Origin of the sequence: Corynebacterium nasorum, from assembly GCF_022347325.1 — a bacterium.
Lineage (GTDB): Bacteria > Actinomycetota > Actinomycetes > Mycobacteriales > Mycobacteriaceae > Corynebacterium > Corynebacterium kefirresidentii.
Window position 1 is genome coordinate 1 of the sequence record NZ_JAKRDU010000002.1, and the last position, 21,025, is coordinate 21,025.

Annotated in this window: 22 protein-coding genes and 2 pseudogenes; 4 read left to right on the forward strand and 20 right to left on the reverse strand. The window is 46.0% G+C overall.

Features of this window, described 5'->3' with window-relative positions; translation table 11 throughout:
• Positions 1-731: 731 nt before the first annotated feature.
• From MHK05_RS02255 to MHK05_RS02270, 4 genes are all read right to left on the reverse strand, one after another.
• On the reverse strand, positions 732-1,046 hold the full coding sequence (locus tag MHK05_RS02255) for a hypothetical protein (RefSeq protein ID WP_239204561.1): 315 nt from the start codon (positions 1,044-1,046) through the stop codon (positions 732-734).
• Positions 1,047-1,077: 31 nt separating this feature from the next.
• Positions 1,078-1,605 (reverse strand): hypothetical protein, encoded by a 528-nt coding sequence (locus tag MHK05_RS02260; protein WP_239204563.1) that lies wholly within the window; start codon positions 1,603-1,605, stop codon positions 1,078-1,080.
• Positions 1,606-2,216: 611 nt separating this feature from the next.
• Entirely contained in the window at positions 2,217-2,810 is a 594-nt protein-coding gene (locus MHK05_RS02265; protein ID WP_239204565.1) for a recombinase family protein, read from the reverse strand.
• Positions 2,810-3,067: a hypothetical protein gene (locus MHK05_RS02270; protein WP_239204567.1), complete on the reverse strand. Its 258-nt coding sequence runs from the start codon at positions 3,065-3,067 to the stop codon at positions 2,810-2,812. The genes MHK05_RS02265 and MHK05_RS02270 overlap by 1 nt, the downstream gene beginning before the upstream one ends.
• Positions 3,068-3,591: 524 nt before the next feature.
• On the opposite strand from MHK05_RS02270, the gene MHK05_RS02275 reads away from it, so the two are divergent.
• From MHK05_RS02275 to MHK05_RS02285, 3 genes are all read left to right on the forward strand, one after another.
• On the forward strand, positions 3,592-3,981 hold the full coding sequence (locus MHK05_RS02275; protein ID WP_239204569.1) for a hypothetical protein: 390 nt from the start codon (positions 3,592-3,594) through the stop codon (positions 3,979-3,981).
• 176 nt (positions 3,982-4,157) lie between these two features.
• Entirely contained in the window at positions 4,158-5,045 is an 888-nt protein-coding gene (locus MHK05_RS02280; RefSeq protein WP_239204571.1) for a DUF8370 family protein, read from the forward strand.
• A gap of 178 nt (positions 5,046-5,223) precedes the next feature.
• The gene (locus MHK05_RS02285; protein WP_239204573.1) at positions 5,224-5,757 is read left to right on the forward strand and encodes a hypothetical protein; all 534 of its coding nucleotides are present in this window, start codon (positions 5,224-5,226) and stop codon (positions 5,755-5,757) included.
• 190 nt (positions 5,758-5,947) lie between these two features.
• On the opposite strand, the pseudogene MHK05_RS02290 reads toward MHK05_RS02285, so the two are convergent.
• Positions 5,948-6,162 (reverse strand): annotated as a pseudogene (locus MHK05_RS02290) (hypothetical protein).
• A 4-nt stretch (positions 6,163-6,166) separates the two neighbouring features.
• Positions 6,167-6,715: pseudogene (locus tag MHK05_RS02295) on the reverse strand (IS256 family transposase); the annotation flags it as partial.
• A 284-nt stretch (positions 6,716-6,999) separates the two neighbouring features.
• Between MHK05_RS02295 and MHK05_RS02300 the strand changes: the two are divergent.
• Complete coding sequence (locus tag MHK05_RS02300; protein WP_239204575.1) at positions 7,000-8,355, forward strand: FAD-binding oxidoreductase; 1,356 nt, start codon at positions 7,000-7,002, stop codon at positions 8,353-8,355.
• A 482-nt stretch (positions 8,356-8,837) separates the two neighbouring features.
• On the opposite strand, the gene MHK05_RS02305 is transcribed toward MHK05_RS02300, so the two are convergent.
• From MHK05_RS02305 to MHK05_RS02370, 14 genes are all read right to left on the reverse strand, one after another.
• Positions 8,838-9,206, reverse strand: a complete 369-nt coding sequence (locus MHK05_RS02305) for a VOC family protein (RefSeq protein WP_239204577.1) — start codon at positions 9,204-9,206, stop codon at positions 8,838-8,840.
• Between the two features lie 37 nt (positions 9,207-9,243).
• A complete protein-coding gene (locus tag MHK05_RS02310; protein WP_239204579.1) occupies positions 9,244-10,506 on the reverse strand; it encodes an aldehyde dehydrogenase family protein in 1,263 nt (420 codons plus the stop codon).
• Positions 10,507-10,603: 97 nt separating this feature from the next.
• Positions 10,604-11,629 carry a hypothetical protein gene (locus MHK05_RS02315; RefSeq protein ID WP_239204581.1) on the reverse strand — a complete coding sequence of 342 codons (1,026 nt, stop codon included), beginning with the start codon at positions 11,627-11,629 and terminating at the stop codon, positions 10,604-10,606.
• Positions 11,622-12,650 (reverse strand): 3-oxoacyl-[acyl-carrier-protein] synthase III C-terminal domain-containing protein, encoded by a 1,029-nt coding sequence (locus tag MHK05_RS02320; RefSeq protein ID WP_239204583.1) that lies wholly within the window; start codon positions 12,648-12,650, stop codon positions 11,622-11,624. Before MHK05_RS02320 ends, MHK05_RS02315 begins: the two co-directional genes overlap by 8 nt.
• Complete coding sequence (locus MHK05_RS02325) at positions 12,647-12,859, reverse strand: phosphopantetheine-binding protein (protein ID WP_239204585.1); 213 nt, start codon at positions 12,857-12,859, stop codon at positions 12,647-12,649. The genes MHK05_RS02320 and MHK05_RS02325 overlap by 4 nt, the downstream gene beginning before the upstream one ends.
• Entirely contained in the window at positions 12,846-14,279 is a 1,434-nt protein-coding gene (locus MHK05_RS02330) for an AMP-binding protein (RefSeq protein ID WP_239204587.1), read from the reverse strand. The genes MHK05_RS02325 and MHK05_RS02330 overlap by 14 nt, the downstream gene beginning before the upstream one ends.
• On the reverse strand, positions 14,276-14,932 hold the full coding sequence (locus tag MHK05_RS02335; protein ID WP_239204589.1) for a pyridoxine 5'-phosphate oxidase C-terminal domain-containing protein: 657 nt from the start codon (positions 14,930-14,932) through the stop codon (positions 14,276-14,278). The genes MHK05_RS02330 and MHK05_RS02335 overlap by 4 nt, the downstream gene beginning before the upstream one ends.
• Positions 14,933-14,934: 2 nt before the next feature.
• Positions 14,935-15,768, reverse strand: a complete 834-nt coding sequence (locus MHK05_RS02340) for a PhzF family phenazine biosynthesis protein (RefSeq protein ID WP_239204591.1) — start codon at positions 15,766-15,768, stop codon at positions 14,935-14,937.
• Positions 15,758-16,564, reverse strand: a complete 807-nt coding sequence (locus MHK05_RS02345) for a glutamine amidotransferase-related protein (RefSeq protein ID WP_239204593.1) — start codon at positions 16,562-16,564, stop codon at positions 15,758-15,760. Before MHK05_RS02345 ends, MHK05_RS02340 begins: the two co-directional genes overlap by 11 nt.
• Positions 16,513-17,973, reverse strand: coding sequence for a chorismate-binding protein (locus MHK05_RS02350; RefSeq protein WP_239204595.1), 1,461 nt, complete (start codon positions 17,971-17,973; stop codon positions 16,513-16,515). The genes MHK05_RS02345 and MHK05_RS02350 overlap by 52 nt, the downstream gene beginning before the upstream one ends.
• A 1-nt stretch (position 17,974) precedes the next feature.
• The gene (locus tag MHK05_RS02355) at positions 17,975-18,607 is read right to left on the reverse strand and encodes an isochorismatase family protein (protein WP_239204597.1); all 633 of its coding nucleotides are present in this window, start codon (positions 18,605-18,607) and stop codon (positions 17,975-17,977) included.
• Positions 18,608-18,611: 4 nt separating this feature from the next.
• Positions 18,612-19,052 carry a PhzA/PhzB family protein gene (locus MHK05_RS02360; RefSeq protein ID WP_239204599.1) on the reverse strand — a complete coding sequence of 147 codons (441 nt, stop codon included), beginning with the start codon at positions 19,050-19,052 and terminating at the stop codon, positions 18,612-18,614.
• Positions 19,053-19,063: 11 nt separating this feature from the next.
• Positions 19,064-20,200, reverse strand: a complete 1,137-nt coding sequence (locus MHK05_RS02365; protein WP_239204601.1) for an acyl-CoA dehydrogenase family protein — start codon at positions 20,198-20,200, stop codon at positions 19,064-19,066.
• A gap of 2 nt (positions 20,201-20,202) precedes the next feature.
• Positions 20,203-21,021, reverse strand: coding sequence for an SDR family NAD(P)-dependent oxidoreductase (locus tag MHK05_RS02370; RefSeq protein WP_239204603.1), 819 nt, complete (start codon positions 21,019-21,021; stop codon positions 20,203-20,205).
• Positions 21,022-21,025 lie beyond the last annotated feature (4 nt).

Genomic DNA, 21,025 nt, shown 5'->3' on the forward strand with positions numbered 1-21,025 from the left:
CACCAAAGTCTCGGCTATCGCACGCCAGCTGAGGTTGAGTCAGAGTTTTGGGAAACCAACCCGGCCCAAGAAATAATGGAAATCAAGGCAAATGCCTAGGAACAAAACCCGGGACACTTCAGTTTACCTGTTTTCCCAGGTGGCTTATAACTATATCCCTGTAGATCTATATCCCCAGCCGATCAACCAACAAAACCGTTCACTACGGGTTACGGTTTATGCTCCCGCCTCGCCTTGCGGCTCGTTGGGCTGCCGCCCAAATCAATAGATTTGGTTGCCACCAAAACCTCGCAATTAAAATTAAAAATTCCTTCAGTTCTTTTACATTGCAAGGTAAATAGACTGTGGCACATTAAATGTCGACGTTTAAAAAATTCTGTACTCTAAAGATCAGTGCTTAAGGGTATGATTTCTCCCTAATAGCGCATTCACGACTTCCACCAACGTCACTTTCAAAGTGAAAAGAGAAATTTTGAAGAAAGTCAATCGTCTAGGTGTAGCGATAACCACCATCTTGGCATCAGCCGCTATTGCTCCTACGGCGTTAGCTGATACATTCCCGAATTCGAGTTCGTTCACATCTCCGTTGAATGATCCCGCAATAGCCAAGATAGGAATGTGTCCACCTGTGGCTGGAGTCGCACTTCCTTGGACTTGCGGAATTAAGTAGCAAAAAGGGGATGCGGACGAAATCTTGAAGAGTTTTCCGCATCCCCTTCTGTCGCATATCCTTATAGTACGGCAAGCATAATCAACAGGACAATCACGATCGCTGAAATTGTAGCGAATCCAATAACCTTCGGTTTGCTGACGACCACATAGCCTTCGGAACCATCAGCGGTAGTCAGATCCCGAGAAATCACATAAACGATAGGTAGAAGGATCAAAGTCTCTGCAGCCCAAACCCACCATGGGAAGCTCAATTTATACATTGCAGTAGCAGATCCAGCAGCAATTGAAACCGCAATTGATACTGCGTAGAGAAACAGAGGAACCCGCAATCCCGTCGGGGTCTTTACAACAGTCCTACCAGATATTCTATCCATACTTTTAATCCTGTGTCTCAGAACCGATACGCTAGCAGCTGGCTGCAGTAATACCTGAAGCTACAGCAGCACCGCATCCCCAACCGCCGAGAGTACCAGTAGCGGCGCCGAACGGGGCACAAACCAATGCATCGGCAGTGACATTAATACCCAAGCTTACCCACTTGTTGCTGATGCACCGCGCAGCTTGTCCACTCTCGCTACCCGCGTAAATTACTCCGTCGGTGTATTTCAGAACAACACCCTCGGGAAGATCTGCTTTGATACTCGCCACGAGGTTCCCCTGTGCGTCATAAGTATTAATAATATCCCCTTCGATCTTGATTTGATCACCATCAAGAACTTTAGGAACGAGGACATTGCCATCAACGTTAAAGCTGCGAATCCCATCCACTGATTCAAACCAAAAATCACCTCGCTCCTTCTGGTCAGAAGATGCGGGAGCTTCGGTAGAAACCGATTCCGCAGCATACGCTGGACCGTTTACAGCAACCACCCCAACGAGAGCAGCTGCCGCCATAGTCGCGGCGGGTACGAATCGAGAAACAAGAGATTTCAACGGACTAATCCACCTTTCATAAAAGAAGATAAAATTTCAAGCTCTTACGGACAACCAGCTAAAGACTAACAAGAAAAGCCCGATGGTTATGAACGCATTCAAAAGTATCTAGTTAAGTACTCCTAAATGAGGGGAACCCTCACCTTCCATTAATAGAAAAAATCAACATTGAGCTGCAATAATCGAGAAAACCGATTGTTTCCACTATCCACGTAGCCCTAACTCACCCCCAATTAGATACACTCTAAAGTTGCGTCCCTTAATGTGGTGTAACGCTTGCTGATTGTGGGCCCTGGGGAAGCGGGACGGCCACCGTCGGTAACCTTTCTGAAGTGCCCCGAGTTTTGTTCCTAGGCATTTGCCTTGATTTCTATTATTGCTTGGGGTCGAGCCCAAACACGCACAGAGCTACCCGTGGCCGTACTTGGGTTCATCAATTTCCGCGCCTATATCTTGGAGATAAGTACGCGACCGTGCAGGTGGCACTACATAAATGAGGACATATGCGAAAGCATATGTTATAGTTTATACCTTGTCATATGCTTAGGCATATGACCTGCCATACGGCAGGCACTGTGGGGGCGCATATTTGCCCTCACGGCTGCGTCATCCTAGGCGTTTTTCAACGCCCGATACACCGTAGGGCGGGTAACTCCGAATTCTCGCGCCAAGGCTGCTTTTGACTCCCCTGCCAGTGTGCGCCGCTTAATCTCCGCTACCTGGTCTGGGCGTAGGGCGGGTTTGCGGCCTTTGTACTTGCCGGCCTTTTTCGCCAATGCAATCCCCTCTGCTTGGCGTTCGCGGATAATGGCTCGCTCAAACTCCGCGAACGAACCTAAAATGCCGAGCATTAAATCCGCGCGTGGATCTGTGGTGTCTTTCGCAAACGCGAGATTCTCATGCAGGAAAGTAACAGTCACACCTTTGCCGGTAAGTTCATCAACAATCCCGCGAAGATCCGTTAGGGATCGGGCGAGGCGGTCAATCGACGAGACGACGAGTTCGTCACCGTCGCGCACATACGCCATGCATTCGACAAGCCCTGGGCGGGTAGTCTTGGTGCGGCCGGAAATCTTATCTTCAAAGAACCGGTCAATCCTGCCGGAAGCATTGAGTAGTTCTTTCTGGCGCTGATTATTTTGCTCCACCGTGGAGACACGGATATAGCCTACCCGCTGCCCACGCGAACCGGAGTCATTGACCATTAGTCTTCGCCCCGCGAAGGTTTAAAGGAAACAGTCTCTTGTTCTATGACCGCATCACGATACGACTCGATCGCGTCCGAGAGGGCATAAAGTTGAATACCGTCGAGACCATCAGCGTCAGCAAGCAAGGCTTGTACAATCCTGCCCAACGCCTGCTGCCCCGACGACAACCCACCATGCAGATCTTTCACCCGCGCCAACGCGGGCACAGAGTCAATATGACTTTCAATATGGAAACCGTCAGACGATAACACCACACTCACCACTTTCTGTAAACATAAGGCCTAGACCCCGCTAGACACGTGTAAAACAATTCTAGGAGTGGCCCTATTTTACAGGAAACATTCTGCCGCACACCGGTGTAACAATAGGGTGTACCCGTACGGGGCATTTCGGTAAAGCACGGTTAGTTGGCGATGAGGTTTGTGGCTGGCCGTCGGTTCTACAGCATTGAGAATGCTTGAATAGATGGGCGGGTCAATCAACCTACCGCTTTAGAAGTATGTGTCGATGGAACACTTTTCTGGCGCAGTGGCGGGATTTCAGAAGACCTTTTTGATACAGCCCTATGGCACCTGTGGGGGCATAGGGAGGGTGGTCAAGGCGCGTTCTTTATTCCCTGTAGATGTGAGTCGCAGCGCGCGGGAAACTTCCTACCTTCGGTCATGAGAGTGTTGAAACGTCTATCCGTAGTATGGGGAAAACTTTCAACCGTTCCACTATCCGTTTCGTGCTATACTCGATTGACGGTAAGGCAGTTTAATGTTTTAAGGAGTGTAAAATGGCTTTCGAAGTCTTCGATAAGCGCAAATCGGCATTAGGTCACGCCCCCTCTGCAACTTTGCAGAAAAAGGGGATTCTATCCCTAAACGCTTCTGCGCATGCGCTTATTGACTCCGCTGATAGTGTTGAGCTGCTTTACGATAGTGATGAGAAAATCATTGCGCTTCGTCCTTCTTCAGAGTTTCACGCTTATGCATTTCGTGTGGCGAACAAGAATACCGGGCAAGTCATCGTCTCTTTAACGGCATTTACGGAGTTTTACAACATTGATACCGACGTCAGTCGTCGCCTAAAACCGGTAGCTGACGATGGCATGCTCTTACTTGATCTCAAGACCGCTGTCCCTATTCGCGGTAACAGGTCTAAAGACAAGGAGAAAGAAGGATAAGTAAAGGACCTTTCCTGCTACCAACAGGAAAGGTCCTACGACCTATAAGGATTATGACCTTTAACTAGGCCGACTCGCTTTGGGAAAGCACTAACGAGTCTAGTAGTTCCACAACATTAATGTGTGAATAAGGGGTCCATAGTCCTTTCGTTAATAATCCGAAAGGAGGGCGCACCATGCGTCTTACCCAGTACTTTAATCTCCCCTCCCCCGTTCCCTTTGTCGATATAGACATCAACCAAGACACACGGCTTTTTCTCGATCCACAACGAATAGCACGCGTAGCCAATGCAGGGGACCCATTGTCCCAGGCCACCGATTACACGATTCGTCGGTTTTCAACCCAGCTATGCCAACGGCTAATCGGTAATGATCGGGCAGAGCGGGAACTTGGCCTCCGTATGCTTGACAACCTTAATGAACCTCGGGAAACCCGATTGGGGATGGCTAACCCCGGATATAACGGGCATGGAGTTCATAACCATTTCCGAGATGAAATCGATAAAGCTATCACCGGAGACCTCAAAGCTCTGGTAACAGTCGGCATCTTCCAATGGCTAGGAGCACTTCCACTATTTGTTGAAGGCTTTGGCGCTGACAGAATGTCCGATATGACCACAGGGATCATCCGAGGCCACCTCATCGACTTCACTGAAGAAATGATGCAGCAATACTCCCAATTTTCTACAAACGGTCACCACCTTGAAACTCATACACTGCAAGTATGGGATCTAACGGCCAGCCAGTGGGTAGAGCGTACGGCGAATCTTCCCTCTGCCGGTGGGCATCCAATCCTACTCGTGCCGAAAGAATGGACTGGAAAAGGTCTCGAACTGTATGGTCGCCGCTATTACAACTGTCAAGCGTTAGGATACATCCAGCAAAAGCTGCAGGTAAACAATCCTCGCTCCGGTAAGGTAGCAAAGAAAACACTGGAAAAGCAGTATCCGGAAATCTATCCAATCAACCGTAAAACAACCCTTGAAGCCTATGAGAAAGGGGAAGACCTACTCAAAAAGTTCATTGCCTACGTTGATAAAAAAGCAAAAAATAAACAGGCTTAACTATAGCTGGCTCCGCGGTCTCGAGTTGAGGATAGCTGCTCTCGGCTGTTAGGCGTCATAGCAGAGCCTGGGTTTACCGAGGGGTAAAACAACGACCCCAAGCCTTGCGCTTGGGGTCGTGGGGTATGGTGCGCCAATCTACATAGACGCTCACGATTCTGAGTATAGCATTAACCTCATGAAGACCAAAAGTGAACTGGACACAATGCTTGGAGCTGCTCGTTTCGAAACGTACTACATGGCCGCAGGAAAAGATATAGAAAAGGCCGTAGCACTGTACCGCTGGAATACTCGACTGGCGGGGGCTTTACACTCTCAGCTGTCTTACTTTGAGGTTCTAACACGCAACGCTATGAACAACGCACTTCAAGATTGGAACGATAAGGAAAAAGGCTCCAGAGACTGGTCCCTTGAACACCAATCAGCACAGCTTTTATACGACATGTTCAAAGGGCCAATGGGACAGGCTAGAAAATGGGCTCGGAAAGAATCTCAGCGTCGCCGCAATGGACACGCGCGCAAGAACGCTCCGCTCAGCCATGATGATGTAATAGCCCAACTCACATTAGGTAATTGGTCGAATCTTCTTGGAGAAGCCACGAGAGCAGCGTCGCGAAGACTGCGGGCACTTAAGCCCCGGGCTTTAGACTGGCGGTACCCACGCGAAGTAAAAAGCCGCCTTCACGGTGGGTGTTTAACGTCTGGCAGATAAACTCGACAGAAAAATACTCCGGGACTCATCGATAAACCGGATCATTTCTTAACGTTCGGGCCTGGTTCCGACGCAAAAAGCCGAAGCAGCCTTCAACAACTCATTGGCGTCCCGCAGCTGGTGATTTTATCGACGCAACCGTGCGTTTTCTGCAGCAAGGTCCTGAGGCAACCGTTCACTAACGCCTCCCTCACGTCGAGCGGGCTTGTGTCCATTGCCTCGCCGTATGCCACGACACACCCAGCTTTGGGCACCACGATCCTGCGCGCTTCCTGCGTCGAAATGCTCTCCGCCAAAAAGCGATCTTCAACAAGGCGGACCACACGGTCCTTCGCCTCCTGATCAAACTTCTTCGGCATGTTCCAAATTTTCCCATCTACTCAAACGGAACAAAACCTGGGACACTTCAGAGAATGTGTTTGATGCCTTCCATGTCTACTCCAACGGTCATGTAGACCGCCTTGTTGACCACGCGCCCGTTGTCGCGGATTTTCAGGCGCAGTGCATCCAGGAAGACTACTGGGTAGAACTCATCGAGTTGCCTGGTCTGCCAGGCAATGGCTTCATCAAGAACCGCATCAGTAGCCGCGCTGATGGTATCTGGTGACAGGTTGACCCCAATGGTCGTAGCCAGATGGTGCTCGATATCGCGCACAGTCATTCCGCCGGCATACAAGCTAATGATCATGTCATCAAGATCAGTCAGCCGCCGGCTTCCTTTAGGAACCATGCACGGCATATACATGCCAGCCCTATCACGCGGAACAGTGATATCAACCGGGCCGTAGGCCGAATCCACGGTATTGGGATAGGAACCATTGCGACTATTAGCTTGGCCAGCGGCATTCTTTGTTGCCCGGTCACCATGCTCGTAGCCTAGACGGGCATCCATTTCCGCATTCAAGCCCGAATTGATCGTAGCCTGCAGCGAACCACGCTCCAGCTCATTAGCGTCGTCATGCTTCTTCTGGGACTTAGGCAGTCATTGTTGCGCACGCTCCTTTGTGATTGAGGGTGTAACTCTCAATCACAAAGGACCTGACACCCTCACCGTTCTCCTGATCAGACTGCACCTTGGTGATCTCGCGTTCAACGGTATGTAACTTGTGAATTAGCTCTTGTATACAAAAGGGATTTATCTCTTCGACCAACTATAATAAGTGTCATTCTAATTTCCGCCAACCTTAAATGGAAATACTGCCGATTAAATAACCTGTATATGCATTAATAGAAAGGGAGCCTATGACCATTGCTGAACTTTGCGCCGCTATCGATGGACCAGTTATGCGGCGGGATGACCCTGGTTTTTTCAAAGAGTTACAAGGATACAATCTGGCAGTTAAGCACAATCCTGAACTTGTAATTGGTGCTACCTCGGTCGAAGATGTGCAAATTGCTGTTCGATATGCATTTAAACATCACCTTCCGGTCACCGTGCTGGCTACTGGGCACGAAGCTCAACAACCGATTAATGAAGGAATGGTTATCACCGTTACTCGACTTAACTCAGTTGCAGTAGACGAATCTACCTGTACGGCCATTGTGGGTGGGGGTGCCCGAGCAGGTGATGTAGCGCGTGCGGCGGCACCGTTCGGCCTTGCGCCTGTGGCTGGCGGGTCTAGCAGTGTTGGGTTTACAGGGTTAGTTTTGGGGGGAGGTATCGGCCCCCTAGCCCGTAGTCATGGCTTTTGTAGTGATTATGTTATCAGTTTTCGTATGGTTTTGTTCAATGGTGAAGAGGTCAGTGCTAGCAAAGAGAACAACTCTGAACTATTCTGGGCATTACGTGGGGGTAAGGGGGGACTTGGTGTCATTGTTGAGACGAGGGTAAAGCTAATTAATCTTAATACCTTCTACGGTGGGTGTATTGCCTTTGCGGAGGAAGATATTAATATGGCATTGCGCAAATGGGTGGATTGGACCCATGATGCACCTAAAACAGTGACTACGAGTGTAGCAATAATGCGCTTCCCCGCGGATTGCAGATTGCCAGAAGCTACCCGCGGGAAGACCTTATTGATGCTTCGGTTTGCTTATCCTGGAGGGGCTGAGATGGGCCGGGTTTTTGCGGCCCCCTTTTTCAAAGTTGCTGAGCCGGTGTTTGGCGAATTAAAGGAACTGCCAGGAAGTAGGCTGGACCTTGTCCACAACGATCCAACTGCTCCTACCATGTGTTGGACTGATGGAATGTTGCTTGATGCGGTTGATGATACTTTTGCTACTGAGCTCCTCAAGCAAGTGGGAAGTGGCCGGAAGTCACCATTCTTAATGGTAGAGATTCGTCATTTGGGTGCAGCCACCCACATCGATGTGCCAGAGGGATCTGCGGTTAGTGGTCGCAGCGGCGAGTATTCTCTTTGTGTAGTAGGTAAGCCGGATCCCTGTCTTTTTGAAAAGGCTCTCCCGCAGGCATTCGATAGCCTGCGGGAGGCAATTGATTCCTATCTTTGTACCGAGAATTTTATTAATTGGTGGTCTGGACGTAGGATCGAAGATTTCGAAAGGTGCTGGCCAGAGAGCACATTTAATCGCCTTGTGCGGTTACGAAAAAAGTGGGATCCTAGCGGGCTATTCCCTATATCCCCTTCAGTTTCCTAACCGAAAGTGTTTCATGGCTTCATTATCTGTTCTTATGTGTAAATAATTGTACTTGGCGAGTAGCTAAAGTAACGTGTTTGAATTGGCTCTCTTTGGGGCTAGTAAAGAGATGAATTATGCTGCTAAGCTCCTGCGTCGGTTGCCTGCTAATTATTCAAATATTGTTTTGAATGGGTCCGCCAACGCAAAACCTCTGATGTCTCTGTTTGCAGTAATAAGCAATGCGCTACACCATTAGCGTAGACTGTCGGCAATTGTTACCGATTTGACCAATAAACTGAAGCGGGTGAGCTAATATGTATTTTGTGTAGCGCTAGGTTTAGAAAGCCTTTCATAGGGCGAATCCACTATCTCCAGCGTGCTTGTAATCGTAAAAAGTTCCCCAGTCTATAAATCTAATATATCGCTGGGGAACTGTCTCTCTAGAACCTACTGTAAACCATTACAGTAGGTTCTAGAAACGAGAAATGCACTTTTTAAACCTAGTCGACCGGAGCAACACGAATTCGATTTCCATCTGGATCTAGAGCGATAAAGGTTGTTCCAAATACATCTTGGTGAGGTTCTTCTGCGATAGATACACCCTTACTGCGCCACAAATCGTAGGTAGCGAGAATATCTTCTTCCCCTCCCGCAAGGTTCAGACAGACCTCAGAGGTTCGACCAGTAGCCTTTTCTAATTCCTCTTTCTTTCCTGTCCAGAGCGCCAAGTACGCACCTGCTCCGAGATTCATGGCGACATAACGGGGCGATTCAAAAGCAACCTTTAGATCCAGTAACTCAGTATAGAATTTCACCGATGATTCAACGTCTGATACGTAGACAATGAATACAATTTGCCTATTTTCCATAGCTCTATCCTTTCTAAAGCGGAAATTCAAATCAATCCTACATTTTGACGAATGGTCTCTCTGTCAACAAAAAGTCGCTCAAATGGCCATCATGAGGAAGTCTATCAAACTTAGTAGCACTATTGGTGTTTATCAAAACGCGACCACCTGAGCGCGAATGGAAAACCTGATAGAGCAGGTCCGAATCATCCGAATAGACAGCGGTGGAAAGCGATCTATTAACCACATTCTCAATATTGGTTTTATGAAGAGACGAAATTTCTACAGCAGGAAATGGAAATTCGAATATATCCTTTCCGTTCGGGGTATCCGTCCTCTTATAAACGAGTGGGCCCGCCTGAATTTTTGTTTCGTTCACCGGGCTGCTACCGTCGTAAACTATTTCGATTCCAGCTTCAGTCAATAAGCGGTTTTTCAGTTGCTGATAGCCTTCCCTGGAGAAAATAGGCCTATCATCTTGGCCGATAAATTGTCTTTGCTTCGTCGCAGATACCAGGTCGCATACAAATATTTTCTCGAAATCATCAAAAGGACGCGTTAGGAGTAAAAGCGATGTATTGAAGCAAGCTACACCCCCAGATCCGATGACAGAATCAATAATTTCACGCCGTACTTTCAAGTTATAAATATAAGGATCGAGTACTGTGACGGATCTTCCTGGACCGTACACTTTCACATTGGGATCGTTTTGGTATTTAAGCTCCAGCTTCTGTCCTCCAAAAACGAGCGATAGGTCGGCGTTTTCAATTAAAGTATCATGGGCTAAATAGTCGCAACATACTACTGATATCAACGAATGTGGAAGTCCTGAGTTAATCAGAGACATTGCAAGTCGTATTGGAGTAAATATGTCGCGAAATGAAGGTCGAATAATCACCTCGTAGCCATAGAGCAGAGCCTCTAACCAAACGCTATTCGGACCGGGACTGTTTCCAGGAAGCGAAACTGATAAGTTTTTTCCTCTGCAGACCTGGATAGTTCCGTATTTAGGTGGACATACCGCGTTTAAGTCATCAAAAAAGAAACTGTTTTTCCGTCGGCTGCTTTGCGCTCGTTTTGAAATATACTTAAGAGACTCTACCAGATTTTTGGCGGCAGATTTTGCAGTGTTTATAGATATTCGAGATGTTTTCGAGACTGCCTCACAGTACTCTTCAAAACTTTGTCCTAGTATTGATCCGTATAAAAAGTTCTCAGCAGCTTTTGCTAACACTTCATCACTGATCCGGAAGTTCGAACCTCGGTTTCCGGAAAATATGTCTCTTCGGAAATTTAGCTCCGCGGTAGAGACTTTTTGCACGCATATATTTTTTTCTTCATCCAAATATTGCGTTTCTCGAGTGTCGTCACTATCAAATTTTCCATGGATTAAAGGGGGGACAGGCGATTTAAAAAAATTAGTACACTCCATCGTAGACCCCCTCTTTCTGTAAAAATTTCTGCTTCAAATATACATCTTTACCCGCAGTTACCCGACCTGAGTCTCTATCTAAAGAGGGGGGGTAAAGGTGTGTTTTCGACGCGTGCGAATAGGCAATCTCTCCGACCCCCGAAGTGGCGAAGAGGTCCTTTTTTGTATCATAAATAAACGCTTTGTTGACTGGTGAGCAAAGCGTGAATGGGTTGCTCTTGTCGGCTAACCGGTCAGTTTCAATACCAAACCCTAGGGTCATAGTATTTCCCAGAACACCAAAGAACGGTACGTGGGGAAATACTCTTTCCTTCAAGAACTTTTCGGATTGACGATCGAATGGGAGACCTCCCCACCGTATAGTTATATTGTTTTCATTTATTAAATCTACTAGTGAACTATCTCTTGTCAGCGCTAGCAAAATCGGGGGTGTGGAAACTAGACACCCAATATTTTGGGTGAGTAAAACACTACGCATTTGTTCCACAAGATGCATTGAGTACCTATGAGCTATCTCGCTATTATTATCGGTATTTTTTGCCCACCGAGGATCGACGTCAATTCGAAAAGCAAACGCCCCTTCCTTGCGTGCGGCATTCACGGAGAGTTCGCCGACCACATGAGGGCCCGTAGGGACAGCAACCAACCAGTTCCTTCCTGGAGTATGGCCCCACTCAATCATTTTTACCGCGGACCACTCTAAGAGTTCATGCATCCAAGGGAAGCCCAAAACTACCCGTTTGGGTTCCCCAGTCGTTCCACCCGATTCGAATACACCGACGATCTCTTCTTTATTCACCCCTTTAGGGATAAAAAGTTCGACAGACAAGTTGCGCAGATCATGCTCTAAGAGACGATGGTTGTGAGGAGGGATTCCTTCTAAAAACCATCTTTCTACGACTTCTTTGGTCCACCCGGATTCTCTACGGTTGATCCAATATTTCGATCCCGTAGTATCTGATAGGTGCCACTCAATAAGCTGGTGAATATGGTTCTCGTAACTGCTACCCATTTTTTAAATGTTCCCCTGCTACGCCACTTAAAGCGGCCCACTTCATGCCACTGGAAATGGTCGAAAGAATAACTCGATCTCCCTTCTTGAGGGAACCTGTGCCAGCAAGATCAATAAGAGATAATATTGGATCCGCACAGCCGCAATGACCGTGATTTGAAACTAACCCAGAATTGCTGTTTTTGATCTTCGCCGCGCTAGCAATTGCTTGAACCGATTGCTCCCCTTCTAGCGTATGCAACAGCCAATTTGCCGGCTCTTTCCAGCCCGTCTTAAGAGAGACAGACTCAATAACTTCTGTCATAGTGGAGTTTCGTAGTGCTAGAAAATCTAATAACTCCGCAGAGGACATTTTGTATATATCCTGTAAACGTTCTCTTCCCGGTTTATAGTATTGAGGATCGTCGTTAGAAGGAATCTCTGGGTGGAGTGCACCTCCGAACTCCATACGCATCATATCGACGAAGTAAGGAACAGATATCTCCTCAAATGCACCAGTCCTTAGAAGATAGCGGTTTCCAGGACGGGCCGCGGTCACGATCGTGGCAACCGCCGCGTCACTCAATATCCCATTCAAGAGTGAAAATCTATCGTGATGTACATCTGAAACACGTTGCGCTTGAACAACTATTCCCATCGACTCAGGGTTTGCAGAAATAAATTGCTCTGCAGCATCAAATGCTGTAATCGCGGTTCCACACCCTTCGAGAACGTTTCGCGTTTTTACCTTGTGTATTCCTAATTCAGCTCCGACCTGGCAAGCGAAGTCGATGCTCGGATAATCGGCAACACTAGTATGAGCAGCAACAATAAAATCAATATCGCTCGCGTCTAGTCCTGTTTTCATAAGAGCCTGGCGGGCGACTTCTCCTCCCATTTCACGAAGGGAGTTCTCGTAGACATAGAAACGTGAGTATCCTGCTGACCGGACAGCCTTAATCTGTCCAGGTAGGGGGTGGTTTACATCTTCTAAATAATGCTCTTCACCTGTCAAATACGAAGCATCTACTAAATCAATCATAAATTCTCCCCCCAACTTCCTACTGGTTCCCCCAGTATTTCATTGACCGAAACGCTCATGCCATTTTTTAAGAGCTCATCCCTCAAGGAAAGAGCCATAATGGAATTTCCTCCCAAATCAATGAACATATCATCAGTACTTACTTCTTCGTCAAACATTCGAGAAAGGGTGGACAAAATGAACTGTTTACCTTCGTCAATTTCGCTCATGATCAATGTCCTTTTCTATTTTTTGAATCAGTGCTTGAGAGTCCAATTTTCCACGCTTTGTGATAGGCCATTCACCTGCAGAAACTAAGCAAAACTTCGTGGGAACCGCTTTTGAGTCAGATTCTTTAATAGCTGAGCGAAGGCTTCGTTTGGATATTGGATTTTTTTCGTCTACCTTAACAGCGGCAATAATCTGGTCAAAAGGGGGAACGTTTCTCGCCCATATATAGGCGTCTAATACTTCTGGTAAACTACAAAGCGCCTCTATGGTGGGATGGGGATCAACTCGTTTGCCATTTACATTTAGGTATCCTGAAATTCGACCCTTAAAGATAAGACACCCGTCTTCCTCCCTTTCTACGATGTCTCCAGTAGCATATTCTTGGTCCCACTCTTTCTCCACCCCTAAATAGCCTGCAAAAACTGAAGGTCCGGATATAAATAACTCTCCGGTTTGTTCGTCGATACGAAAAGAAGCTTCACCGATAGGCTCACCCAACGGAACTGATGCAAGTCGGCAATCTTGCTCACTTAGCTGATAAATGGAAACGATAATTGTTGTCTCTGAGGGTCCGTACACGTTATACAAGCGAACTCGGCTAGGAGAAACCCGCTCGGGAAGGCAACGCAGTGAATCCCATCCGAGTCTTTCACCACAAAAAATTAATGACTTTACATCAGTCAATACCTCTTGAGTTGCATTTTCCCCTAAACGAGCAAGGCTTTTCAGCTCAGAGGGGGTAAGCATGATTATCTGTGACGGGTGATCTTTTAAAAAACAAATTTCACGGTCCCCCCAATCCGCTACAGAATAAGGAGCTATGTTTAGATTAGCGCCAAATGCGATTGCCCCAAAAATCTCAAGGAGAGCTGCGTCGAAAGATAATCGATGTTCCCATAGCCAAGTTTCCTCCGAAGAAAATGACCAAAAACCTTTGATTGCTTCAAGGAAAGCCTGCATGTTGGAGCGAGAAATCGGAATTATTTTGGGCTTTCCAGTTGAACCAGATGTACTTACGATGTACGCCAATTGTGATTGGGAAGGGAACTCTTTTGCTTCATCTCTTGCTCGGGAAACAGTGTAAGTAAACGAATCGGTATCGACTTTTAATACATCACCATAAGACAAAAGAGTGGACGAAAGGCTACAATTTTCGTCTGACTCAAAACAGAAAGGAATTCGAGTCAAAATAGCGGCAAATACCCATGCGAGCTGAGTTGGAGAATTTTCTCCATGTAGAACAATAAATCCTCTTGAAGTAAGTCCCACAGCCTGAACCACGTCTTCGCATCTTACAACGAGTTCCTCTAGCTGTGATCTGGTTAGTTCCCCAGTTTCAGAAAATATGGTGGGTTTTTCCCGGGAAGTACAGAGATAATTTGAAAAAAGCTCGTCGATGAAATCTCTTGGTTCACTCATGGGAAAAGCAAGCTCCTTTTCCATTCCGTTCCTTTGTCATTTTCGAAGATATAGCGATTGTGCACACGATCAAAAGACCCTTCCCAAAATTCAATTTCGGATGGAATCAACTGGAGAACAATAAAAGCTTTTGGTTTAGGAAGCTTTTCACCCAGTGCAGAGTCATTAATGGCGATGCGCGTCTGTCTTTTAATCTCCTTGATATCAGCATATGAAGCAACTTGACTCTGAAAAGACAAAGTAGAAACGAGATCCATTTTAGCGGGCCGTTCATTCCACCATTTTTCCGCCAATGAGGGAGCGGCTTCGATAAGCTGTCCGCGAATGTCTATTTGTCTACGCTTTTTGGGCCAATAGACGTGCCATGAAGCAGATTGTTTGTTCAGATCGCCCCGCCATTTTTTACTTCCGCGGTGGGTTGCCAAAAAAATCTGTTTTTTAAGAAACCTAATGTTCATTGACCTCGATGAGACAGTATTTTTACTGTCAGCTGTCGCTAGTGTTCCAACGCACGATCTCTCAGTAGAGTTTTCTTTAACAGGAACCCAACTGTCGATGATAGACCAAGGATCGTCAGGAATACTTTCCATTTCTGAAATCAATGAGACTTTTTCACTAAAGTCTACCGCTTCACCATTATTCATTTTATTCATGTTTATGGTAGAGCCTCTCCTGCCATCACAGAATTGGTTAAACCAGAAAGAATATACTTTTCTTGTTGAGGAAGGTATCTCCCGTACATCAGCACACCTGCTTTTCTGTTTGTCCCTTGTGTAACCCGAATAGTTTCAATTGATGAGTTAGTCTTTCTAATTTCTTTCAGAAGGGGAATAACTGCTGATCCGGTAGCCCGATCTTCATACACTCCATAGGAGGGGCTAAACATCCTATTTTCTACGCCTGTGGCTCCCACAGAATAAACGTTAAGAGCTATATCGTTAAACGTTTTTAGACGCTCCCACTGAGGATCGAAAGAGGCAAGACTTCGGTTGTCGGGCATACGCAGCAAAACATGGCGAGGTCCACAATTATAAATTGGTAAAGCTCGAGCAGCAACACCATATAGATCGCAAAGATCAAAGCTCCGGTCATAGATACTTGATTGAGGATCAGGGACTTCTAACTCTGATATTCGACCATCAACCGAATCTTTTGAGCGAAACGCAGCGGTTACCGAGCCGGTGTTTATCACCCCAGAATCGATACCCAGTTTGTCGTATAGCGATCGGATTGCGCCGATAATCGGATGTCCAGCGAATTTCATTGCCCCGTTTGGATTAAAAATTTGAATCTCAACGGTTGGTTCATCTATGCTCGTCCGTTTGACAGACTGCACAAAAACGCATTCCGACAAATTCGCAAAAGAAGTAAATTTCTGTCGCTCATCAGCTTCCCAATTTCCCATGTCATATACCACGTAAACGGGATTCCCCTGGCCTTCATGGGTGGAGAAAGCTCCAACCATGTGCACATAAGCACTACGAGACATAACTCCCCTTTGGTTCAACGTACTGACTGACCTCAAACGTGGTGTCAATATCAGGATTACGTCCAATAATTTGTTTACCTACGTTAATAAGAAGCGAGTAATCGATTTTCGCTCGTCTAGACGTTTCAGTAATAGCACCCCAATATTTTTTATCATCGGAGATGATCCACGTTTTTCGAAATAATCCTTCAACAAACCACCACAACCGCGCCTGCATTCGTGTTTGGTGATCTAATTTTGGAAGTTCGTCTTCGGTCACTTTCCAAAGAGTAATTCTCAAGGCGCGCTCTATTTGAGAAAAATCCGAAGCCTCTCTTATTACTTCTGCGACTTCTTTCAATAGGAACTCTTCTCCCGATTCGCTTAATATTGATTCGGGATGAAATTGAAAAGAGCGAAACCCCAAACCTTTAATGTAATCAAGTGGTTTCAAAAACCCATCGCAAACTACTTGATAACTATTGTAAGCTGCGAACTTCTGCTTTCGATTAACTCCCAATTGAAACTCGCGTTGTTTTCCTTGAGATACAGAGCCTGGGATTTGTTTCAGTGAGTAGCCAAGTGATTTAGATAAAATTTGATGACTCAGACAGACCGCGATAGTACCTATGTTCAGTTCCCTAGCGCCAGACTCCCACATACGAATTGCCTCAGCACGTTCATCATTCAGTCTCGGATCTCCGGGGCCAGGCCCTAAAACTAAGCAATCTTTCCCTTGCAACAACGAAATATTGGATTTCCAATTTACGACAGATGTGTTATAACCATTTTTCTCAAGATGTACGCAATCATCCAAATAAAATCATCGCCGCACTCTACCAAGATGATATTCTGCCCCTCGGCTGATAGATCGTGCCGGAAACTACAGGTTGGCTTCCCTCTCCAGATCGAAGGAAGCCGCTTCGATCGTTTTGATAGAATGCTCTTTACTTCAGCGGAATACACCACTGGTCTTTGGTTAATAAGTTCACCAGTCTCCGATACTCGCTGTACTGTTTCTATATCGCAAGTATTAGACGAAGAAATACCTACACTCTCAGCGGTGGACACCGCCTTAGCAGCAACTTCGGATAGCTCCTCTACAGTGTTAGAATCACGAACAATCGTTGCACCTGCTCTAATTTTTCCAATATTGCTACTTATTCCAAGCTCAAGGCATCGTATTATGAGAGCGCTTTCTAATCGTGTTTCAGACTCCCGTGAGTTGTGAATAATTCCGCACGTACCTGCATAAAAACCCCTACTATCTTTTTCTCTTAAAATTACATGCTTTTGAGCAGTCGATAGTGGGCTACCCACAACGGTCGGCGGCCCAAGCGAAGACAACAGCGCCCGTCCAACACTTGTAGACAGCTTTCCGTTAACCGTAAATCCGGTATGTAATACACGGCCCGAATCAATTAGGTTGGGCCCTTCTACAGTGATTTCAGACTCACAAAGCTTCGACATGATTTTTAACTCTTCATCTAGAACCATGTCGAGTTCGAAGATTTCTTTTTCATCATTCAAGAAATCTTCAAGAGTTCGTCTATCATCTTCCTTCCTAAACGTCCCCGATATGGGGGTCATCTTTACTATTCCTCCCGAAAGAGAAATAACTGATTCGGGGCTAGATCCAATAACAAACATTTCACCGTCGAACCAAGCAAAGTTCCAATACGGCACACTATTAGATGCAAAGACACTTAAGAAACAAGTAAAAGCTGCTTCTGAAATCGCCCTGTCCTGCGGAAAAACGGCGTCATAGTCACGACGAAAAACAAAGTTGCATCCTTCACCAGATTGGATAAGAGTTTCCTTTGCGTAATGAATCAATTCAGCATAATCTTCGTCGGATTCCCGGGACGCGAACTTAACCTTGGAATTAGAAGTTTGAGAGATCTGAAGCGCCCTATAGCGGTCTTGATCAGTAATTTCTATAGAAAGTTGACTATTAACCGTAAAGAAAGATGGATATAATTCATCGTCGACCGCACAGCCTCCCGCCTGCTTTACCGCAGAGTAGGGCAAAATGAAACATTGAGTTCCTAATTGCTCGCATTGCCGCTCCAGCTCCCTGGCCGAAGAAACTTCATTTAAGCTATCGCCTTCAAAAATCTCAAGAACATTGGGATTTGCAGCCTCTATCTTCATTAAAAAGGGAGTTTTTTCTGATGTTTTCTTCACCCATGTTTGTTCCAAAAGATCTACCGCAGATAAGCTCACTTTAGTTACTCCCATCACCCTGTAGGAAATATCTCGAGTACACTAGATCAGATGAGTAGTCGCAGAGAAAATTAACCGTATTCTCGTGCGTTTCAGCACTAAAATCCACCATCGCGTCTGGGACTATAAAGGATTGAATATCCTTATTTACGCAATCAAAAGCCGTAGCGGTTATACCAACAGCTCCGTACACACCGCAAATGACCATTTGATCACGTCTATCAGCACGCATAATATTCTCGAGGTTGGTAGAAGCGAAAGCTGAGTATCGCTGTTTTAGTATTTTATGAAAATTCGGGATCGTCCGTAGACCTTTGACAAAATCTGTGTCATTTGCCTCGTTAGACATTCCCAGCCCCCAAAGATCTCGTAAAATCCCGCGCTCTAGTCGTTCCCGATAACCCGCCTGACCACTGAGCACCGTTGGAACTTGATGCTTAATAGCCCAGTCGATTACTAAGTTAGTGCTTTCTATAATTTCTTTCCGTAAGTCGTTCGATAGAAATCTAAAAAAGAATTCTTGATAGTCATGAAGTAAAAGAACAGCACGGTCAGAATCGAGCTCCCACCTTTTTGGGCAGTTCTTTACGGGCAATTGCCGGAGTGAATAGGATATTTTCGGAATTTCGCGCACTTTACTAATCTTTCGGAATAGCGCCACGATCAATCCGTGGCACTTTAATCCCTAGCGCACGAAATTGATTGATTGGGTTCATGAACTCACGCTGTTCAACTATGAGGCCATCTTTGAATTTGAAGGAATGCAGAAAATGGTTTTCGTACTGTCGAGGACCGTAGGCGGGGTAGTTGATGGTCCCTTTACCGTCACATTCAGCCCAGATCTCATCCGGATCTGCAGTTTCAATGATTCGAATGTTGAACCATTCCCAATCAGGAAAAGATTTAATGGACCACTCTGCATGTTCCAAGAGTTTTTCTCGGCCTGTAGTAACTACAGGTTCCGCATCGGTGGTGTAGAGCCCTGCACTGCCATCTTCAGCGAAAAGATATGGCCGCTTGCGTCGATCAGTATGACTGCTTGACAAATATTGCTTGACACTTTCTACGTTGCTACTCATAGCATTCCCCTTTACAGCATTTTTGTTAGGTTGAGCGGGTTTTCATTAAAAATACTAAGCCCCACTGCTTCTTGCGGAGTGTATTTAGAAAATCCTCCATGAAGAGCCCCAACATGAATGTCTTTCCATATAGATGCCGTTGGATTATCTTCTGTTAGAACTGAGGAGCCCATTATCCAAAGAACTTCGTCTGCCACTTCTCGACATTGTTTCATTACACTGGAAGCCCTTGCTCGCAGTAATGCACGATTGCCGATAGTCCATATATCTTCATTTCCGCTAGCTACCTCATCGACAAAAGCAGCACCCCCCAAACCGAACTCATAAATCTCTTCTAAACGGGAGGACAAACCTCCAATTACTGTCCTAACTGCCCCAGAATCTTTACCAAAAGAGTAACAAGAACCGCTGATACCATTGTTTTCAAGTTGTTCTACAGCTTTATCAAGCAAATGAAGGGTTGCTCCGACGATAGATCCCGTCAAACAGTTCATGAGAACACCTGTAAACAGACTCCTATATGAGGGAAGGCGGTCTTCAGACAATGTCCCCGATAGAATTTCTGCATATGGAACCATCGAGTCACGATCAATGGAAACATTATTCGCCCGAATCGTATGACTTCCAGTTCTCTTCAGTCCAATTGCATTCCACGGATCGACCAATTCCAGTTCTTCAATAGGGAGAAGAGCAACGTATACTTCACCACCTGGCTTGTCTTCCCTAACCAAACCAAGAAAACCACCTGCCTGTTCAAACCCAGAACAATATCTCCACTCCCCATTTATGACCGCTACATCTTCCTTTTTGTTTAACTCAACAATCCCAGGACGTCCCAAAACCATCGAAGCAACCGGATAGTCAATTGCACGAACGGTACTCTCTGGAAAGTTACCCAACATTGACCAAGCTGAATTAGATACCCCCACTATCCAGGCTAAAGAAGCGTCAACCTTTCCCAACGAAGTGCAGGTACGATAAACGTCAGCCAGCGTCCCGGGGCCGTTCTCCCGCTGTTCTGACAACATCGAAAACACTGGCAGATAGTCACAATTATCGTTCGTTAATTCATATCTACTGAATTTATTCTCTTCCCAATCCTTAATCATCTGGGAAAAACCATCTGACCTATCTTCAAATAAAAACATACTCATTCCTCTACCGCGTCTAATTGGCTGGACATTTTTTCGGCGTCTAAAGCGAACATTTTTGCAACTTCTTTGTGTGTAGTTGCGGCCGCAGGCATGGGGTCCGAACTAATCATCTTCTTGAAACTGCTTAGCGAACCTTTTGCATTGGATAGTTCAAACCCACATCTACAGTTCTCACTCAACCAATCAGCATCATAACGATCGGAAACATCAGTATGCACTGCATTATCTGTAGCCCACCCAGTACCTACATGCGGACCAGGATACAAACATCCCACTTGAATACCCTGTTGCGCCAATTCTACTCGGAGAGTATCGCTTAACGCACGAACGGCAAACTTTGAGATCTGATAACTTCCCAAGTTAGGCCAACAATGCAAACCTGCCATACTTGAAACAAATAGAATTCTTCTATCGCCTGAGCTTTCCATTTTTCTTAGACCGGCGATAGATACATTCCTAGATCCAACAACATTCACACGAAAAATCTCTTCAAGATCTAAGGGAGATACATCCTCAATCGTACCAAAATGAGCAAAAGCAGCAGCGCACACCACATGAGATATAGAGTGGACACTACTTTCGTTCAACGCCGAATTCAAAGCCTTTTCGAGCGCACCCATATCTGTAATGTCAGCCTCTACAGGTATAAACTGTTGACCATATTTAAGCGTTAGCTCCTCTACCGAATCCGCATTTCGCGTAATGCCAACAATCCGATCGCCTCGCTCAAGTAGGAAAAGCGCCCACTCTTTCCCCAAACCGCTACTCACTCCAGAAAATAACCATGTATTACGTCGACACTCATCAACAGACATTTTG

Excerpts from the sequence above, each read along its gene's own strand:
- MHK05_RS02255 (WP_239204561.1), bottom strand. The coding sequence starts at position 1,046 with ATGGATAGAATATCTGGTAGGACTGTTGTAAAGACCCCGACGGGATTG.
- MHK05_RS02265 (WP_239204565.1), bottom strand. The coding sequence starts at position 2,810 with ATGGTCAATGACTCCGGTTCGCGTGGGCAGCGGGTAGGCTATATCCGT.
- MHK05_RS02275 (WP_239204569.1), top strand. The coding sequence starts at position 3,592 with ATGGCTTTCGAAGTCTTCGATAAGCGCAAATCGGCATTAGGTCACGCC.
- MHK05_RS02280 (WP_239204571.1), top strand. The coding sequence starts at position 4,158 with ATGCGTCTTACCCAGTACTTTAATCTCCCCTCCCCCGTTCCCTTTGTC.
- MHK05_RS02285 (WP_239204573.1), top strand. The coding sequence starts at position 5,224 with ATGAAGACCAAAAGTGAACTGGACACAATGCTTGGAGCTGCTCGTTTC.
- MHK05_RS02300 (WP_239204575.1), top strand. The coding sequence starts at position 7,000 with ATGACCATTGCTGAACTTTGCGCCGCTATCGATGGACCAGTTATGCGG.
- MHK05_RS02305 (WP_239204577.1), bottom strand. The coding sequence starts at position 9,206 with ATGGAAAATAGGCAAATTGTATTCATTGTCTACGTATCAGACGTTGAA.
- MHK05_RS02315 (WP_239204581.1), bottom strand. The coding sequence starts at position 11,629 with ATGGGTAGCAGTTACGAGAACCATATTCACCAGCTTATTGAGTGGCAC.
- MHK05_RS02320 (WP_239204583.1), bottom strand. The coding sequence starts at position 12,650 with ATGATTGATTTAGTAGATGCTTCGTATTTGACAGGTGAAGAGCATTAT.
- MHK05_RS02325 (WP_239204585.1), bottom strand. The coding sequence starts at position 12,859 with ATGAGCGAAATTGACGAAGGTAAACAGTTCATTTTGTCCACCCTTTCT.
- MHK05_RS02330 (WP_239204587.1), bottom strand. The coding sequence starts at position 14,279 with ATGAGTGAACCAAGAGATTTCATCGACGAGCTTTTTTCAAATTATCTC.
- MHK05_RS02335 (WP_239204589.1), bottom strand. The coding sequence starts at position 14,932 with ATGAATAAAATGAATAATGGTGAAGCGGTAGACTTTAGTGAAAAAGTC.
- MHK05_RS02340 (WP_239204591.1), bottom strand. The coding sequence starts at position 15,768 with ATGTCTCGTAGTGCTTATGTGCACATGGTTGGAGCTTTCTCCACCCAT.
- MHK05_RS02360 (WP_239204599.1), bottom strand. The coding sequence starts at position 19,052 with ATGAGTAGCAACGTAGAAAGTGTCAAGCAATATTTGTCAAGCAGTCAT.
- MHK05_RS02365 (WP_239204601.1), bottom strand. The coding sequence starts at position 20,200 with ATGTTTTTATTTGAAGATAGGTCAGATGGTTTTTCCCAGATGATTAAG.
- MHK05_RS02370 (WP_239204603.1), bottom strand. The coding sequence starts at position 21,021 with ATGTCTGTTGATGAGTGTCGACGTAATACATGGTTATTTTCTGGAGTG.